The 15996-nt window shown below is 73.7% G+C and carries 15 protein-coding genes; 9 read left to right on the top strand and 6 right to left on the bottom strand.

Annotated elements, in window-relative coordinates; all coding sequences use genetic code 11:
- Positions 1 to 56: 56 nt before the first annotated feature.
- Positions 57 to 308, bottom strand: a complete 252-nt coding sequence (locus ACBJ32_RS54045) for a MoaD/ThiS family protein (RefSeq protein WP_253753138.1) — start codon at positions 306 to 308, stop codon at positions 57 to 59.
- A gap of 176 nt (positions 309 to 484) precedes the next feature.
- On the opposite strand from ACBJ32_RS54045, the gene ACBJ32_RS54040 reads away from it, so the two are divergent.
- The 3 genes from ACBJ32_RS54040 to ACBJ32_RS54030 all read left to right on the top strand — a co-directional run bounded on the left by ACBJ32_RS54040 (position 485) and on the right by ACBJ32_RS54030 (position 5196).
- On the top strand, positions 485 to 1177 hold the full coding sequence (locus tag ACBJ32_RS54040; protein ID WP_357891132.1) for a response regulator transcription factor: 693 nt from the start codon (positions 485 to 487) through the stop codon (positions 1175 to 1177).
- A 108-nt stretch (positions 1178 to 1285) separates the two neighbouring features.
- Positions 1286 to 4759, top strand: coding sequence for a tetratricopeptide repeat protein (locus ACBJ32_RS54035; protein WP_375133522.1), 3474 nt, complete (start codon positions 1286 to 1288; stop codon positions 4757 to 4759).
- A 68-nt stretch (positions 4760 to 4827) separates the two neighbouring features.
- Entirely contained in the window at positions 4828 to 5196 is a 369-nt protein-coding gene (locus ACBJ32_RS54030) for a hypothetical protein (protein ID WP_375133521.1), read from the top strand.
- Positions 5197 to 5219: 23 nt separating this feature from the next.
- Here the strand turns inward: ACBJ32_RS54030 and ACBJ32_RS54025 are convergent, their stop codons facing one another.
- The 3 genes from ACBJ32_RS54025 to ACBJ32_RS54015 are packed head-to-tail and all read right to left on the bottom strand — an operon-like array spanning position 5220 to position 7667.
- Positions 5220 to 5915: a hypothetical protein gene (locus ACBJ32_RS54025; RefSeq protein ID WP_375133520.1), complete on the bottom strand. Its 696-nt coding sequence runs from the start codon at positions 5913 to 5915 to the stop codon at positions 5220 to 5222.
- Positions 5916 to 5948: 33 nt separating this feature from the next.
- Positions 5949 to 6470, bottom strand: a complete 522-nt coding sequence (locus tag ACBJ32_RS54020) for an SET domain-containing protein (protein WP_375133519.1) — start codon at positions 6468 to 6470, stop codon at positions 5949 to 5951.
- A gap of 3 nt (positions 6471 to 6473) precedes the next feature.
- The gene (locus tag ACBJ32_RS54015) at positions 6474 to 7667 is read right to left on the bottom strand and encodes an FUSC family protein (protein ID WP_357891147.1); all 1194 of its coding nucleotides are present in this window, start codon (positions 7665 to 7667) and stop codon (positions 6474 to 6476) included.
- Between the two features lie 87 nt (positions 7668 to 7754).
- Between ACBJ32_RS54015 and ACBJ32_RS54010 the strand changes: the two genes are divergently transcribed.
- The 6 genes from ACBJ32_RS54010 (at position 7755) to ACBJ32_RS53985 (ending at position 14634) form a co-directional block, all read left to right on the top strand.
- A complete protein-coding gene (locus ACBJ32_RS54010; RefSeq protein ID WP_375133518.1) occupies positions 7755 to 8363 on the top strand; it encodes a dienelactone hydrolase family protein in 609 nt (202 codons plus the stop codon).
- Positions 8360 to 8722: a VOC family protein gene (locus ACBJ32_RS54005; RefSeq protein WP_375133517.1), complete on the top strand. Its 363-nt coding sequence runs from the start codon at positions 8360 to 8362 to the stop codon at positions 8720 to 8722. Before ACBJ32_RS54010 ends, ACBJ32_RS54005 begins: the two co-directional genes overlap by 4 nt.
- 69 nt (positions 8723 to 8791) lie before the next feature.
- A complete protein-coding gene (locus ACBJ32_RS54000; protein WP_375133516.1) occupies positions 8792 to 9448 on the top strand; it encodes an ATP-binding cassette domain-containing protein in 657 nt (218 codons plus the stop codon).
- Positions 9432 to 10655 (top strand): hypothetical protein, encoded by a 1224-nt coding sequence (locus tag ACBJ32_RS53995; RefSeq protein WP_375133515.1) that lies wholly within the window; start codon positions 9432 to 9434, stop codon positions 10653 to 10655. The genes ACBJ32_RS54000 and ACBJ32_RS53995 overlap by 17 nt, the downstream gene beginning before the upstream one ends.
- Positions 10652 to 12352 (top strand): ABC transporter permease subunit, encoded by a 1701-nt coding sequence (locus tag ACBJ32_RS53990; RefSeq protein ID WP_375133514.1) that lies wholly within the window; start codon positions 10652 to 10654, stop codon positions 12350 to 12352. Before ACBJ32_RS53995 ends, ACBJ32_RS53990 begins: the two co-directional genes overlap by 4 nt.
- Positions 12349 to 14634 (top strand): hypothetical protein, encoded by a 2286-nt coding sequence (locus ACBJ32_RS53985; protein ID WP_375133513.1) that lies wholly within the window; start codon positions 12349 to 12351, stop codon positions 14632 to 14634. The genes ACBJ32_RS53990 and ACBJ32_RS53985 overlap by 4 nt, the downstream gene beginning before the upstream one ends.
- A 32-nt stretch (positions 14635 to 14666) precedes the next feature.
- On the opposite strand, the gene ACBJ32_RS53980 is transcribed toward ACBJ32_RS53985, so the two are convergent.
- Both ACBJ32_RS53980 and ACBJ32_RS53975 read right to left on the bottom strand, forming a co-directional pair.
- On the bottom strand, positions 14667 to 15362 hold the full coding sequence (locus ACBJ32_RS53980; protein ID WP_375133512.1) for a zf-HC2 domain-containing protein: 696 nt from the start codon (positions 15360 to 15362) through the stop codon (positions 14667 to 14669).
- A gap of 34 nt (positions 15363 to 15396) precedes the next feature.
- The gene (locus ACBJ32_RS53975; protein WP_357891201.1) at positions 15397 to 15894 is read right to left on the bottom strand and encodes a sigma-70 family RNA polymerase sigma factor; all 498 of its coding nucleotides are present in this window, start codon (positions 15892 to 15894) and stop codon (positions 15397 to 15399) included.
- Positions 15895 to 15996: the final 102 nt, after the last annotated feature.

Raw genomic sequence — 15996 nt, 5'->3', positions numbered from 1 at the left:
AGAGACTACCGACTGGCATCCTCATTCCCCCGCAAAGCACTCACTCACCTGACTGCTCACCCGCCGGCGAAGGGCGGGAGCACCTCCACGGTCGCGCCCTCGCCGAGGACCACCTCGCCGTGGGGCCGCTTGCCCACCGGGGAGCCGTCCACGAGGAACGAGCATCTTCGCACGACCCGTGCAAGCTCTGACCGATTTTGTGTGATTTTGGTCATGAGTTCACCAAGAGTGACCGCTTCGAACGGTTCCTCGGCCACTCCTGCCGCTTCCTTGGCAGCCGCCCAATAACGCACTTTTCCCGTGGCCATACCGTGCCTCACAATCCTTTCCCCACTATTGTGCGTCGCCCTTAACGAGCTTGTTCCAGGAGACGCGCTGTTCACCTGCTGGACGCGCAATGGACGCGACTTACTCGTGGGATATCCTCGCCTACAGGACCTGGGCGACGTAGCCCCCGGGTCCTTGCGTGTTTGAGGAGGCCGTAATGAGCAACCTGCTCCTGCTGACCAACGCCCTCGAGCCGTCCGCCGAGGTGCTACCGGCGCTGGGGTTGCTGCTCCACTCGGTCCGCGTCGCCCCGGCGGAGGCGTCCGCCCTCATCGACACCCCTCCCGCCGACGCCGTCATCGTCGATGCGCGCAAGGAGCTCGTGCAGGCCAAGAGCCTGTGCCGGTTGATCCGCACCACCGGCATCGACTGCCCCCTCCTGGTGATCGTGACCGAGGGCGGGCTCGCCGCGATGACCGCCGAGTGGGGCGTGGACGACGTGCTGCTCGACAGCGCCGGGCCGGCCGAGGTGGAGGCACGGCTGCGCATGGCCACCGGCCGCATCTCGCAGGCCGCGACGGAGGACGTGCCCGACGAGATCCGCAGCGGCGACCTGTCGATCGACGAGGCCACCTACACCGCGCGGCTGCGCGGGCGCGTGCTCGACCTCACGTTCAAGGAGTTCGAGCTGCTCAAGTACCTCGCCCAGCACCCCGGCAGGGTCTTCACCCGCGCCCAGCTGCTGCAGGAGGTCTGGGGCTACGACTACTTCGGCGGCACCAGGACGGTCGACGTGCACGTGCGGCGGCTGCGCGCCAAGCTGGGCACGGAGTACGAGTCACTGATCGGCACGGTGCGCAACGTCGGCTACCGTTTCGTGCCCGACCGCACCGACACCGCCAACGTCTGATTGACAGCGGGTTCCCGCTGCGCTCCACTGATGTGACAAGCCGTCGTACGCGCTGTCGCGCTGCTGTCATGTCGAGGACACCGCCGTCCTGAAAGAGGTGGTGTCCGGGTGGGCCTTTTCAGATCGCTGGTCGACGAGGGCGCCCGCCCGCGCGTCTACCACCGCAACGAGATGATGTGCTCGCCGTCGCGGGCCGACCACAACGTCTACCTCATCGACTCGGGCTACGCCCGCGAGTACACCCCGGCGGGCGGGCGCGAGGCTCTGCACGACCTGCGGGGCGCCGGCGACCTCGTCGGCGAGCTGGCCTTCTGGAGCCCCGCCGACCGGGTCAGGGTGGACGCGCTGACCGAGGTGCGCGTCTGGCCCATCGACCTGCGGCGGCTGCGCGAGCACGCCTCCGCCGGCCCTGCCGTGGCGACCGCGCTGGTGCAGGAGCTGTTCGCCAGGAACGTGGCCGCGCGCAGGCACGAGGCGCTGGCTCGCGCCCCCGTCGCCGCCCGGCTGGCCGTGTGGCTGCTGCACCTGGACGAGCGTTACGAGCTGGGCTCCGACCAGGCGCCGCCGCTGACCATGGAGACGCTGGCCGGCCTGGTGGGCAGCTCCGCCGACGTGGTGCAGCGCCAGATCACGCAGTGGACGCAGCGCCGCTGGCTGGTCCGGCTGCGCTACCGGCGGCTGCGGATCGCCGACCCCTCCGCGCTGCGGGCCGCCGCCGGGAGCTGGGAGCACCTGTCGGCGCCGTGGGCCGGGCGGGTGACGCCGTTCCTGATCCGGCCGGCCGGGCCCGCCGAGCCCCTGCCGGTGGGCGAGGTGCCCAAGCCGCGCCAGCTCCCCGCCGACATGCCGGACTTCATCGGGCGGCAGCAGAGCCTGGACCTGCTCACCGCCTGGCTGGAGCGGCCCAGGCGGACGAACACGATGGTCGTGCAGGGCCTGCCGGGCGTGGGCAAGACCGCGCTGGTGACGCACTGGGGCCATCTGCACGCCGAGCGGTTCCCCGACGGGCAGATCGTGATCGACCTGCGCGGGCAGTCGCCGAGCCAGCCGCCGATGAGCACCGTCGAGGCCCTCGGCCAGATCCTGCGCTCGCTCGGCATCGGCGAGCCCGCCTCCGACGAGGCCGAGCTGATGCTGCTGTACCGCAGCAGGATCGCCGGACGCCGGCTGCTGCTCATCCTCGACAACGCCGCCGACCCCGCGCAGGTGCGGGCCCTGCTGCCCGGCAGCAAGGACTGCGTGGTGCTGGTCACCAGCAGGACGCGGATGGCGCCGCTGCGCGCCACCGGGCACGCCGACCTGATGGATCTGCTCGTGCTCGACCCGGGCAACGCGGTGGCGCTGCTGGTCGCGGTGCTCGGCGAGGACTCGCCGCGGGCCGCCGACCGCGACGCGCTGGCCGAGCTGGCGCGGGTGTGCTCCTACCACCCGTTCGCGCTGCGGATCTCGGCGGCCAAGCTGGCCGAGAACCCCGGGCTCAGCGTGCAGTCCCGGGCGCAGGAGCTGCGCCGGCCCGACCGGCGGCTGGTGGGCGATCCCGAGGAGGCGTTCACGCAGGCGCTCAACCTGGCGTACGAGTCGCTGAGCCCGGCGCAGCGGCGGGCGTTCCGGCACGTCGGGCTGCTGCCGGGGCGCGACTTCACGCCCGAGGTGCTGGCGGCGGCGCTGGGCGTGCCGGTGGCCGAGGCGGTGATCGCGGTGGAGGGGCTGCACCGGGCGTACCTGGTGGAGCCGCTGCCCGGGCCGCGCTACCGGGTGCACGACCTGGTCAAGCGGCTGGCCAGGGAGCTGGGCAGGCACGCGGAGGCGGGGGTGCGGGAGGCCAGGGCGCGGCTGCTCGACCACTACCTGGCGGTGGCCACCGACCCGGCGACGCCGCGCGAGTGGTTCGAGGCCGAGCGGCGCTCGCTGGTCTCGGCCGTGCGGCTGGCCGGGGAGAGCGGCGCGCACGGCATGGCCTGGCGGCTGGCCGAGGCCGTGTTCGAGCCGTTCAGGCGGCTGCGGTTCTACGAGAACAACCTGGAGGTGCAGCAGGGCGGGCTGACCTCGGCGATGCAGGTGAGCAACCGGCGGGCCATCGCGCTCATGCGCAGCCGCCTGGGCACCCTCCACCGGGACATCGGGCCCTCCACGCTGGCGGCCAGGCTGATCGGCGAGGCGCTGGCGGACTTCGCCGAGCTCGGCGACCGCGAGGGCCAGGCGCGGGCGCTGAACGAGCTGGCCGAGGTGCACGGCATCGCGGGCAACAGCGAGGACGCGCTGCGCTACGCCGGCGAGGCGCTGGAGCTCTACAGGGCGATCGACGACCCTGCGGGGGTGGCGAGCTGCCTGCACACGCTGTCGCGGCTGCACCTGTCGCAGGAGCGGTACGAGCTGGCCCTGCACCACGCCGGCCAGGCCCTCGACGTCCGCGAGGAGCTCGGAGACCGGCGCGGCACCGCGCAGAGCCTGATCATCCTGGCCACCGTGCAGCGCAACCTGGGCGAGCCGAACGCCGCACTGTCGGAGGGCCTGGAGGCGCTGTCGATCTGCCACGAGCTCGGCGACGAGCACGCCGAGGCCGAGACGCTGCTGTGCCTGGCCGAGATCTACGACCTGCTCAGGCTCCCGCACGACGCCCGGCGCGACGCCGAGCGGGCGCTGGCCGGCTACACCGCGACCGGCGACCAGTACGGCTGCGGCCGGGCCCTGTGCGCGCTCGGCCGCATCGCGCGCAACGGCTCCCGCTACGACGAGGCCCTGTCCTACTACGAGCAGGCCCTGGCCGTGCAGGTCGAGCTCCACCACGAGCAGGGCAGGGCCGAGACGCTCGGCGACATCGGGCTGGTGCACTGGCGGCTGTCGGACTACCTGCTGGCCGACGACTACCTGAGCCAGGCGCTGGCGATCAGCCGGGTGATCCGCGACGGGCCCATCGAGGCCCGCATGCTGAACCGGCTCGCGCGGGTGCGGCGGCGGCAGGGGCGGCCGCAGGTGGCCTTCGTGTACGCGCTCGAAGCCCTGGACATCGTGCAGGGCCTGGGGAACCGGCGGGTCGAGGCCGACGTGCAGGAGACGCTGACGTACACGTACCTGTCGCTGGGACAGCCCAGGGCGGCGCTGCGGGCGGCCAGGGCGGCGCTGATGATCAGGGAGGAGCTGCGCGACAACCGGGGCAGCGCGCTGCTGTCGATGGCGCAGGCGCTGCTCGCGGCCGGCCGGTCGGCGCAGGCGCTGGGGCCCGTCAGGGAGGCGGCCGAGCTGCAGCACGAGACCGGCACCCGCGACCGGTGGGGGGCGGCGCTCACCACGCTCGCCCTGGTGCTGCTGGACCTGGACAGGACCGACGAGGCCGTGGTGTACGCCCGGCAGGCCAGGGACGTGCACCGCGAGTGCGGGACGCGGCGGGACCTCGGGTGCGCGCTGCGGGCGCTGGGGCTGGCCTCGGCCCGGCTCGGGCACCGGTGGGCCGCCGTCTCCCATCTGCGCGAGGCCGTGCGAACCCTGGAGGAGGTCGGTGACGTCTTCGAGGCGAGGCAGGTGGCGGAGGAACTCCGGCTTCTCCACGAAATGCCGACAAAAGTCGTGAAATCCCGGGCCTGAGGTCGCAGATCTTCTCCGGACACTCCCGTTAGCTGGTAACACCAGCTACTCCAGCGGAGGTGATCCGGATGCTCAAGAACCATCTGCGGCGAGACCTTCAGTGGCTCAAGCGACAGGCGCGCAAGGACAGACGGATCACCGTCGGGCTGCTCGCCGGGCTCCTGGGGGCCTGGGCCCACCAGCTTCCCGCCGCCGGCGAGATCTCCGCCTCGCCGGTGCTGGTGGCGATCTCGGCCGCGCTCGTCACGGGGTCCGGAGCCGCGTGGCTGCTGGCGGCGTACTTCGTCTCGCGGAGCCTGCGGGTGCGGCGGGAGCCGGCGGAGGAGCTGCGGTGGATCGCGCGGATCAGCCGGGGGAAGGAGTGGGCGTTCTGCTCGCTGAGCGCCTACGTGGCCTGGCACCTGCTGCACTTCGTGACAGCGCTGCTGCTGGGCTGACGGGCCGGCGGCGGGGTGTCACCTCAGGAACGGGGCCGGGGTGACGCCCCGCCGTCTCCGCCCAGGGCGGCGCCTTCCAGGGAGCGGACGCGGATGCCGCCGCCGGTGTGCAGGAACTGGACGATCTCCGCCGTGCGCAGCTCGGCCGTGCCGAAGTCGGTGTCGGCGTGGGTGTCGCACCACGCGACAATCTCGCGGGCGTTCGTCAGCGGGGCCGCGAAGTGCACGAGGCTGACGTACCAGAGGTCGCGGACGCGGCCGCGCTCCAGGTCCCGCACGCCGCGCGACTCCAGCGCGTGGGCGAAGCGCTTGCGGATCGTGGCCAGGGTGTCGTCCTGCGGGTGGGCGCCCACGAGGACGCCGCCCCGGTGCGGGCTCACGCCGGCCAGGCGCACCCCCGCCGGGGGCAGGCCGTCCACCGCCTCGGCGAGCGCGGCCCCGTACGCGCGGCGCGCCGGGTCGTCCTCGGGGACGTGCGTGCGGTACGGCTCCAGCGTCCTGAGCGTGACGTGCAGGGTCCGGCCTCCGTGCACCCAGTGACCGGGGGCCTCGACGGTGGCGGCCAGCTCCGTCATGCGGTCCACGATCGCGCCTTCGGGGCGCAGCACGGCCGCGGCTCCCCACCGCATGGCGCCTTCCACCATGGGGATGTCATGAGTGGCCTCGCCGGCCAGCAGGGCCGCGCGCCCCCTGGCGCGGAACTCGGCGAAATCGGACATCCGTGCAGTATGCCATGGTCAGCACCGTCCCGATCAGCGGCGGCCGTCGCGGACGAGCGCGAGGAGGGCCGGCACCCAGTGGTCGCCGTAACGTTCGCGCAGCTCGGGGCGGCGCCAGTCGGCGCCGGTCACGCGGCCGCGGCAGAGCGGGGTGGCGCAGCGGCAGTCGAGCACGAAGCCGGGGTCGGCGGTGCTCGTGGCGTAGTCGCTGGTGACCTCCTCGCCCGGACCGAGGTCACGGCGGGCGGCGAGGGTGTAGGGGCCGGTCCACCACAGGTTCGGGTCGCAGCTGTGGTTGGCCTTGCCGATGGGGCTGCCGGGAGGCAGGACCAGGTGGAGGCCGGCGGTCACGGTGATCGTGTCGACGTAGGGGACGGCGGGGTCGGCGAAGAGCGACTGGAGGTGGTCCCAGGTGACCAGGCGCCCGCCCATGCGGGAGACGACGGTGCCGGCGGGGATGGCCGCCGTGGCGAACAGGCCCTCCCCCGCGATCGGTGAGGGGCGGACCTCCAGGTCGGGATGGAGCCGGCAGCCGGGCTCCGGATCTTCCAGCATCCGTCAATCCTGCCTCGGGAAGGCGGCTCTGTGCGGGCCGGTGTCGGGGTCGAACTCGTGGCGGATCCGCGCGCAGTCCTCCAGCAGCGCCCCCTGCAGCGAGCGCAGCTCCGTGTGCCGGGTCTGGTGGAACGCCACGGCCAGCCGCTGCTGCTGGTGCTCCCCGTCGTCGAGCGCGGCGCACAGGTCCTCCAGGTCCTCGCGCCGCCCGTGGCCGATCTGCAGCATGCCGAAGTCCCTGAACACGCGTGACAGCGCCGCCAGCTCGTCCGCCAGGGGCTCCGGCAGGTCCGCGCCGCGCTCGCCGGGCAGCCCGCGTACGCCGGCGATGAGGTCCACCAGCCCCCTGGCGATGCCCCTGAGCTGGTGGCAGGCGTGGTCGAGGGCGGTGGCGGCCTCGGCCACCTGGCGCAGGCGGCGGTCGTAGCGGCGGCGGCGCAGCGACAGCCGTACGGACTCCGCCGCCTGCTCGGCGGCCTGCTCGGTGTCCTCCAGGCGCTGCGACAGGGCGCGCGCCCGCTCCAGCCAGTCGCCGGCCATGTCCCTGTCCCAGTCGCCGCGCAGGCCGTGCGACATGTCCTCGGCCAGGTCGGCCAGCTCGGCGGACAGGTCGCACAGCTCCTTGCCGGCCTTGTCCACGAAGCGGGGCGGCATGACCAGGAGGTTCGCCGCGATGCCGATCCCGGCGCCGAGGAGCACGTCGGCGAGGCGGGCGAAGCCGTACGTGCTGCCGAGCGCGAACACCAGCAGCCCCGTGATGGGGATCTGCACGTTCTGGGCGGGCAGGTTCAGCAGGCGCGTCAGGACCAGGCCCGCCACCACCAGCACGGCCAGCGTCACCACGTTGGCGCCGATCAGCCAGATCAGCGCCGTGGCCGCGCCCACGCCGACGACCACGGCCAGGATCTGCTGGCCGCCGCGGACGAGCGTGCTGTACGCGGTGGCGGAGACCGTCAGCAGGACGCCGATGGGCACGAGCACCGGCAGGTCCACCTTGAGCACGTACGCGGCCAGCCACCAGGCCAGCGCGCACGCCCCCGTCACCTTGACCGTCTGGGCCAGCGCCTCCCGCTCCATGCGCAGCCAGCGCCCGACCCCCATGCTCCGCACGCGCGAGAGCGCCGCCGCCCCGCCGGACACGATGCGTTCGAGCGGGGAGCCGGCCACCTCGCGCCCGCGCCCCGTTTCGGTCTCCATGTCCAGTTTCTCTGCCCAGCATCGTCGCTGATAGAGCCGCCTTCGATCGGGTAGCGGCAGGGTCGCGGCAGTTGAGGAGGGTGACACATGTCCGGCGACCTGATCGTTCCTGACGCCGCTCAGGGCATGGTGGTCTTCGTGCACGGCAGCGGCAGCAGCCGGCACAGCCCGCGCAACCGCTACGTGGCCGGCGCGCTCAACGAGGCGGGCCTGGGCACGCTGCTGTTCGACCTGCTCACGCCCGAGGAGGAGGCCGACAGGGCGAACGTCTTCGACATCGCTCTCCTGGCCGAGCGGCTGCTGGAGCGCACCGCCTGGGTGCGCGAGCAGCCCGCGTCCAAGGGCCTGCCGATCGGGTACTTCGGCGCCAGCACCGGCGCGGCGGCGGCCCTGTGGGCGGCGGCCGAGCCGGGCAACGCGATCGCCGCGGTCGTCTCGCGCGGCGGGCGTCCCGACCTGGCCGGGGATCGGCTGGCGGCGGTACGCGCGCCGACCCTGCTCGTCGTGGGCGGGCGCGACCCGGTCGTGGTGGGGCTGAACGAGGAGGCGCGGCGGCGACTGCGCGCGGAGAGCCGGATCACGGTCGTGCCGGGGGCGACGCACCTGTTCGAGGAGCCCGGCGCGCTGGAGGCCGTGGCCGGGCATGCCCGAGACTGGTTCACCACGTACTTCTCCGGACCCCGGGAGCCGATGTGAGACTGTCCGCCACCGTCCTGGAGTCGCCCGACGCGAACGCGCTGGCCGCCTTCTACCGGGCCCTGCTGGGCTGGCAGGTCAGGGAGGAGGAGCCCGGCTGGGTGATGCTCGCGCCGCCCGGCGGCGGGGCCGGGCTGTCGTTCTCGACCGACCCCCAGTACGTGCGGCCGACCTGGCCCGCCCGGCCCGGCGTGCAGCAGATGATGGCGCACCTGGACATCGAGGTGGACGACCTCGACGAGAGCAGCGCCAGGGCGATCGAGCTGGGCGCGACCGTCGCCGGCTTCCAGCCCCAGCAGCACGTGCGCGTGCACCTCGACCCGGACGGCCATCCCTTCTGCCTCTTCCTGAACACGTAGTGGTGTTGATCGATCACGTTGAAGTCATGCACGGTTTGTGCGAACGTCAGGTGCGGATGACATCCCGACTTGACGGCGGTTGCGGACGTGCCACTTCTGGAGATCGACGGGCTCACCTGGGAAACGCACGGGCTCCGGCGCCGCCTGTCGCCGGACCCGCTGACCCTCGACCCCGGCCAGACCGCCGTGGTGGTGGCCAGGGGGCCCGCGGACGCCGACGCGTTCACCGACCTCCTGCTCGGCCTGGAGATGCCCGTCGGCGGCCGGATCGGGCTCGGCGGCCAGGAGATCACCATGCGGCTGCCGGCGGAGCGCGAGGTCGGGCTGGTCCCGGCGGGCGCGGGGCTGCTGCCGCACCTGACCGTCGAGCGGAACCTGGCGCTGGCGGCCCGTGACGACCTGGCGCCGTCGTTCGTGCAGGGCCGGATCGCGTTCATGGCCAGGCGGATGGACATCCAGGGCTTCCTGCGCTCCAGGCCGCACGAGCTGGCCCACGACGAGCGGCTGAGCGTCGCGCTGGCGCGGGTCCTGTGCCGGCCGCTGCCGGTGAAGGTGGTGGTGATCGAGGACCGGACGGGCTGCGGGCCGTGCCACGGGGCGGTGAGCGGGGCGCTGGGCGCCGATCCCGGGCTGGCCGTGCTCGTCGTCACCGACGACGGCACGCGGGTGGCCAGCCTCGCCTCTCCTTCGTGCATCTGGGAGATCGCCGATGTCGCTGAGCCGTAGGGCGTTCCTGGCCGCCGTCCCGGCCGCGCTGGTGGCGGGCTGCGCCGGGCAGCCGCCGTTGCGGGTGGCGGTGGTGTGGAGCGGCGAGGAGTTACGCCGCTTCCTGCGCGTGGTGGACGCGTACGTGGCCCGCTACCGGCGGCCCGTCAGCGTCTACTCGGCGGGCGACAACATCAGCGCGCTGCTGCGCGGCCCCGCCGAGGACGTCATCCCCGACGTGGCGGTCATCCCCCGGCTGGGGCTGCTCTTCGACCCGCTGGTCCAGCCCCGCATCCGGCCCAGGACCGGCGGGCACGCGCAGCCGGAGTTCTGGCGGCGGCTCGTCACGCCTCACGGGAGCGGCCAGGAGCTCGGCGCCTGGTTCAAGATCGCGAACAAGTCGCTGGTGTGGCACCGCACGGGCGAGCAGTGGGCGCCGGCGAGCCTGACCGCCTGGCAGCCCCGCCCCGGCACGCTGGCGATCGGCGCGGCCGACGGGTGGGTGCTCAGCGACTGGTTCGAGAACGTGCTGCTCGCCTACGCCCCCGAGGTGTACGACGGGCTCTTCCCGCCGGCGGAGCGCGGCAACCAGGCGTGGTGGGGCGTGGCCAAGGTCACCGAGGCGCTCACGCTGCTCGCCACGATCTGGCGCGAGGCGTTCACCCACGACCAGGGCCGGCGGGCGCTGACCATGCAGTTCCACGACTCGGTCCTCGACGTGTTCAGCTACCGCACCGCCGACGTGGTGGCCGCCCCCGACTTCGCGCTGCCCGTCATCGAGCTCTACGGCGGCCGGGACGTGGCCCGCCACTTCCCCTTCCCCCGGCACGGGAACGGGCCGTCCCCGCTGGTGGTGGGGGGTGACGTGGCGGTGGCGATGCGCGGCGGCGGGCAGGACGCCGTCGACTTCGTGAACTGGCTGACCAGGCCGCGCGCGAGCGGCGAGCGTGACGCGCTGACCGACTGGGTGGACGAGGGCGGCTTCCTGACCCCGTACAGAGCGCCGTCGCACCCGTTGCTGCGCGCGCCCGCACAGGCGCTGAGCCGCGCGGAGAACCGCCACTACGACCTGTCGGACCGGCTCATCGGCCGGCTGGAGGGCGGTGACGGGCGCGGGCTGTGGCGGGTGCTCACCGAGCTGTTCACCGACGTCACGGCGGGCACGGTCGCCCCGGCCACGGCGGCCGCCGCCGCCCGCGAGAAGATCGTGGAGGGCGCCGCCCGATGAGCGAGCAGAACGCCTTCCTGTTCGAGGTGGCCCCGCACCACGACGCCAGGGTGCCGGTGGCCGGTCAGGGGCTCAGCCGCTGGCGGGCCGCCCTCTACCTGCTGCTGGCGGTGCTGCTGTCGGCGGGCGTGATCCTGGCCCCGTTCCTGGCGACCGTGCTCATCAGCTTCTCCAGGCCCGGCGCCTGGTCCGACGTGCTGAGCGACGGCCAGGCCTGGCAGGCGGTCGGCAACTCGCTGATCTGGTGGGTGCTGGTCGTGGTGGTGTGCGCGGTGGGCCTCGGCCTGGCCTGGCTGGTCAGGAACGCCGGCCCCGCGCTCGGCCTGGTCATGCGCGTCATCCTGGTGCTGCCCGCCGTGGTCTCCCCGCTCACCACGGGAGCGATCTTCCGGCTGCTGTTCGACACCAGCCGCGAGCGCGGCATGGCCGCCGCCCTGCTGGGCAGGGACATGGCCTTCCTCGGGCCCGGCTGGATCTGGCTGGTGCTCGGGCTGGCCTTCGTCTGGCAGTACGCCGGCGTCGCGTTCCTGGTCTTCCACGAGGCCCTGGCCCGGCTGCCGTCGAGCCTGCTGCGCATGGCCAGGGCGTTCGGCGTGGGGCGGCGGCGCCGGCTCTGGTCCGTGATGCTGCCCGCTCTGGCCGGACCGGCCGCGCTGGCGTACCTGTTCGCGCTGGTGGCGGCGGCCCGCGTGTTCGACCTGGTGCTGATGGGGGTGCCGGGGTCGACGCAGGCGCTGGTGGAGGGCGGCGGGCTGTACTGGTGGCGGCACAACGACGATCTGGGCGACGCCGGGGCCGCGGCGCTGGCCGTGCTGATGTCCCTGCTGGTGGCGGGGCTGGCCTCGCCGGCGCTGCTCGGCCTGCGCGGGCGGGTGAGCTGGGCGGACCCGGCCCCGGCGGCGCGCCCGCCGGCCGATCGGGGCCGGCGGTTGTGGCCGCTCGGTGGCGCGGTGTCGGTGTTGTGGCTGCTGCCGTTCGCGGCGCTGCTGCTGACGTCACTGCGCGAGCCGACCGCCGCCGCGCGGACCGGGTGGTGGAACGGCGAGCCGTGGACGCTCGGCTCGTACGCGGAGGCCCTGTCCGACAGCGCGTTCACCGGGGCGCTCGGCACCACGTTCCTGCGGGCCGTCGCGGTGGTGTGCGTGGTGCTGCTGGCCGCGGTGCCGGCCGCGTACGTGCTGGCCCACGAGCACCTGCTGCCCCGCCGCGCCTGGCGGCCCGTCCTGCTGGTGTCGGTGGCCCTGGCGGCGCTGCCGCCGCAGGCGTTCGCCGTGCCGCTGCAGCGCTGGCTGAGCCCGGTCGGCACCCCGCTCGCGCTGACCATCGTGCACGCGGCGCTGGTGATGCCGCTGGCGGTGCTGGTGCTGCACAACGCGTTCGTCCGGGTGCCCGCCCCCATGCTCGCGCGGGACCGCTGGGAGCTGTTCCACGTGGTACGCGAGGCGCGCCCGGCCGTGGTGCTGGCCGGGGTGCTGGCGTTCGTGCTGGTCTGGAACGACGCGGTCGTCGGGCTGCTGCTCAACTGGCCGTCGGGCGACCACCTGCCGCTGATCCTGCTGGAGCAGGCCCGCCACTTCATGAGCGCCGCGAGCCCGCTGGCGGCGCAGGCCGTGATCGCCACGGCGGTGCCCGTGCTGGTGCTGGCCGTGACCGGGCGCCGGCTCTACAGGGGGCTGACCCGGGGGGTGCGCCGGTGACGGACATCTCGCGCAGGGAGCGGCTGAGCTTCCGGCTGTCGCGCCTGTACCGGCGGGCCGCCGCGCACCTGCCCGAGCTGGGGGTCGGCGGGGTGCTCACGGTGGGCGGCACGATCCTGATCCTCCAGGAGGAGCTGATCAAGCAGCTCATCGGCGGGCTGCCGACCTGGCTGCTGATCGTCCTCGTCCTGGTGGTGCCGGTCGTGGCCGGCGTGCTCACCTACCTGGTCCGCCGCCGCCGCGAGCCCGCGCCCCGCCCGGTCCTGGCGCCCATGCCGTTCCCCGACCGGATCGACGGCCTGGTGGGCAGGGACGCCGAGCTGCGGCGGATCAAGGACGAGGCCCTGGAGCGCGGGATCGTCGTCGTGCACGGCGGCATCGGCATGGGCACGTCCACCGTGGCCATCCAGGCGGGGTGGGACCTGGCGGGTGAGGCGCGCAAGCAGCGCTACGCCGACCTGCGCGGCCCCGACAGGGACCGTCCGGAGACGCCGCTGAGCGTGGCCCAGCGGGTGCTGCGCACGCTGAACCGCCCGCCGGGCGGCATCCAGGAGCCCCAGGACGCGACCGCGCAGGTGATCGAGGCGCTCACCGGCACGGGCTGCGTGCTGCTGCTGGACAACGTCAGCTCGTGGAGCCAGGTCGAATGGTTGCCGACCCGGGTGCCGGGCGCGCACATCGTGGTGGCGGGCACGCTCGCCGACACGCCTCCGCAGCACGTCGAGCCCATCCAGCTCGGCCCGCTCGCCCCCGACGCGGGTCAGGCGCTGCTGGCCCGCCACATCGGCGTCGAGCGGGTCTCCCACGACCTGAAGGCGCTGGAGCTGCTGGTCGACGTCTGCCTGGGCAGCCCGCTGGAGATCGTCAGGGTCGGCCGCTGGCTGGCGGGCAACCCGAGCGTGCCGCTCCAGACGCTGGTGGACGACCTGCGGAGCCTGTCCGTCTCCGACACGCTCGACTTCGTCCTCGACCTCGGCGTCAAGCAGCTCAGGCCGACGGCCAAGCAGCTCTTCGTGCTGCTGGCCGGGCTGCCGATCGCGGAGGTGGACCACCAGGCCGCCGCCGCGCTGCTCGGCGTGCCGTCCGCCGCGGACGCGATCACGGAGCTGGCCGATCTCGGGCTGGTGGAGAACGTGCGGATGACGCGCGTCAGGGTGTCGAGCGCGTTCCGCGGCGGCGGCGCCGAGGGCACGCCCCGGGAGGCCGCGCGGGAGGTGGCGGCCTGGCGGCGGCTGGTCGAGCACTTCGCCGAGCAGGCCGGCTCGTACGCCGGGCGGCTGCCCGCCGAGGAGGCCAGGACCTGGTTCGCGATGGAGGACCGGGTGCTGCTGCAGGTGCTGGCCCGCAAGGCGCCCGCGCCCAGGACCGGGCGCGCGCTCGCGCGGATCGCGGACGCGCTGGAGACCTGGTTCCGGCTCGAACAGCGGCACGAGGACCGGCTGCGCGCGGCGGCGGAGCTGGCCAGGGCCGCCGAGGCGCTCGGGGACGAGCCGGTGCAGGCCACTGCCGAGCTGCGCCAGTGCGCGATCCTGCTCACCTCGGGAGACCCGCGCAAGGCGCGCCAGCACTTCAACCGCTCGGCGGCGCTGCGCGTCAGGGTCGAGTCGTGGCCGGCGGACCTGCACCTGGCGCACGCGGCGATCCTGCTGGCCGGGGGTGACGAGTTCACCGCCGTCGAGTCCGCCCTCGTCCGGTACGGGCAGGCGCTGGCCGGCGGCGACGTCCTCGGCCAGGCCATCCGGCTGGCGAACGTGGCGGCGCTGCTCATGCGCAGGGGCCAGACGCTCGACCACGAAGGGCGCGGCCCCGAGGCCCGCCGCCTGCACGCCGACGCCAGGGTGGTGCTGTTCCAGGCGCTCGACCTGGCGCGGCGGGCCGGCGAGCCCGCGACCGAGGCGCACGCCCGCGAGCTGCTCGCCCTGACCCACCACTACCTGGGCCAGAGCCACGACGCCGGCCTCCACCTGGACGAGGCCGAGCGGCTCTACGCCGGGGCGGCGGACGAGCTCGGGCGGGCGCGCTGCCTGGTGCACCGGGCCGGGATCATGCTGGAGGATCCCGGTCACGCGCCGGACGCGGTGGTGGCGCTGCTGGAGGAGGCCGAGCCGCGGCTGCCCGCGGCCGGGGTGAGCACCGCGCTGGCCCACCTGCACCTGGGCCGGTTGCGGCGGGAGCGCGCCGCGGAGCACCAGGAGGCGGGGCTGGCGGCCCTGTCACCCTGGGACGGGATCGCCGAGCCCAAGCAGGTCAGCGAGCTGCGGGCGCTGTTGTTGGCCCTGTGACGCCGGCCCAGTCCGTTGGCCTTCTGCAGTCGTCAGACGGCCACTGTCGCGAGCGTCCTCCCGTCGAAGGTCTGGATGGTGAAGTGGTTCAGCTCCGACTGCGGGAGGCTGGTGCCGCCGTGCAGGAGCAGCGGGTCGGGTGAGCCGGGCACGCCGTACCCCTTCTCGGGCACGCCCCAGCTCGCGACGACCTCCGAGCGCCCGTCGTCACCGACCGCCATGAGCCGGCACTGCAGCGGGCCCTTGACGCCCTTGAGCTCCAGCGCGACGTGGGTGCCCCAGCCCTTGTCCTCCACGCCGACGAGCCCGGCCACGCCGGTGGCCGGGTCGCTGATGGGGTAGGTGCGGCCGGTCATGAGCAGGGCGCGGGCCGGGCTGTGGATGCTGTCGGGGTTGGGGCCGCTGGTGAAGGAGCTGACGCCGAGGAAGACGCCGGCCGCGACCACGAGGCACGCGGCGGCGGTCATGAGGCCGCGGTGGAGGCTGCGGCGCCTGCGCTCCTTGGCGGCGCGGTGGACCAGGAGGGACTCCACCTGCGGGTCCGGCGGGTGGGGCAGCAGGTCGTCCGGGTGGACGCCCTTGATCAGCTCGCCCATCGCGGCGAACGACCCCACTTCCGACGCGCAGTTCCCGCAGCCGTCGAGATGGCGCTCGAAGGCGGCCCGCTCCTCCTCGCTGAGCAGGCCGAGCGCGTACGCGGCCAGGTCCTCGTGGTGTACCTCTGTCATGGCGCCACCCCCCTGTCATCGTGACGCACCTGGATCACGGCAGCGTCACCCCCCTTTCCTCCAGCGCGACCCGTAAGGCGCGCATGGCGTAGTACACGCGGGACTTCACCGTGCCCACGGGCACGCCGATCGTCTCCGCCGCCTCCTGGACGGTGCGGTCCAGGAGGAACGTCTCGGTGAGCACCTGCCGGTGCGCCGGGGAGAGCGACATCATCGCGTCGGTCACGACGATCTCCCGCAGGAGCTGCTCGTCCTCGGCCGCCACGGGCATGACGCGTTCGGGGATGTCCTCGACCGTGTCGAGGGGGCGGGAGCCGGAGCGGCGGCGGTTGTCGATGACGACCCGCCGCGCGACCGTGGCCAGCCAGGGCATCAGCGAACCGGACTCCGTACGCAGGTCGTGGAGGTTGCGCCAGGCTCGGACCAGGGTCTCCTGGACGACGTCCTCGGCCCAGCGGCGATCGCCGCCCGTCAGCCTGATGGCGAAGGCCATCAGGGGGGCGCCGTATTCGCGGTAGAGGGCTCTGACCATGGCCTCGTCGGTTACGCGGTGAGTCACTCCGGGGCTCCTCGCGCAGCGGATATCATCAAATATCGCGCTCGGTAGGCTGATATTGAGAATTATCACTCTAGC

It is taken from the genome of Nonomuraea sp. GTA35, from assembly GCF_041950525.1.
Lineage (GTDB): Bacteria > Actinomycetota > Actinomycetes > Streptosporangiales > Streptosporangiaceae > Nonomuraea.
Note: the sequence above shows the minus strand (reverse complement) of the source record. Positions and strands in the feature narration are given on the sequence as shown.